Raw genomic sequence first — 1,216 nt, forward strand, 5'->3', positions numbered from 1 at the left:
CCATCCAGCAGTTTTTCGTCGGCAGGCGACTCCATTTTTGTGAGAGGATTCTTTTTTGAGAAGATTGAGAGCGATTCGTCTAATAATGGCTAAATTATGGGCTGAGTGTCCGACATGGGCTTGATTCAAATCCTCGCGAAAGCCAACATCTAAAGACCAATGCAAATCAATTTCAATGTGCCAATGTTTTCTAACGGCTTCTTTAAATAAGTCGATTTGTTCGTAATCCAGACTCGTGATGAAGTATCGAGTAGAGCGTTCTACTTGATTATTCGTTGTGTGTACCACATCGACTTTACCAATTCCTTTTAATCCAGGCCAACGTAATTCAAATAGTAATGGGGCTCGAGATGAAATTAAGGTATAGCGCCTGGTTTCTATTCTGCCGTGAGCATGTATTTTCTCAACTCGGCGTAAATGAAGCATTTTTTTATATTTTTTCTCTTCCTCTTCAGCACGTAAAAAAATAGTGCGTACGTCATGATATAGCGTGGGTTGATTTTCTTTCAAAGATAGAACGTAATTAGCACCCTGAGTAATAATTTGTTTTGCAATTTGAGTCTGACATCCCATGGCATCGAGAGTAATCGTTGCGCCTTCTATATGCATCATTGTCAATAATTTGGGGATAGCACTAATTTCGTTTGATTTTTCTTCAGTTTTGACTTGAGCTAACAGAACACGATTCTTCGTTGCCCATGCACTAACCAGATGTAACGCAGGATGATGTTGCCTTTTATTCCCAGAGCCTCTTAGCGTTTTTCCATCCAATGCAATAATTTCATTTTTTAAATCAATATCTAATGAAGCTATCCATTCATTAAAACACGTTTCAAAGCAATCAGGCTCAAGCAAGGCAAATACTCGGGAAAAAGTATCATGAGAAGGAATGCCTTCGGGAAGCCCCAAAAACGTTTCTAGCCATTCTTGTTTTGCTAAGCCAAAGCGCTCTATTTCTACCCAATTATCCGCACCGCATATCGTTGCTAATATACTGATAATTAATATATCCTCAAGATTATGGCGTAAATTGCGGTGACTAATTAAACGAGGGTCTTCTAATTGCTTAAAATGGCTTAGAAAAGTTCCTTCTATATTCATCTTATTTTCCCTAAAAAATAAGACCTTATAAAGTTATTTAATCCTAATTTCAATAGATGGGTAGTGACGCTAATAACAGAATTATGGACTAGAGAATTTCAATGCGTTTGCCATG

At 37.7% G+C, this 1,216-nt stretch carries 1 protein-coding gene; it reads right to left on the reverse strand.

All coding sequences use genetic code 11. The features are described 5' to 3' along the window. The coding region (locus tag A8O27_RS18060) for an ISAs1 family transposase (RefSeq protein ID WP_064115166.1) at positions 1-1,101 on the reverse strand (1,101 nt) is incomplete at its 3' end. Between the last annotated feature and the right edge of the window lie 115 nt (positions 1,102-1,216).

The sequence above is a fragment of the Legionella bozemanae genome, from assembly GCF_001648595.1.
Lineage (GTDB): Bacteria > Pseudomonadota > Gammaproteobacteria > Legionellales > Legionellaceae > Legionella > Legionella bozemanae.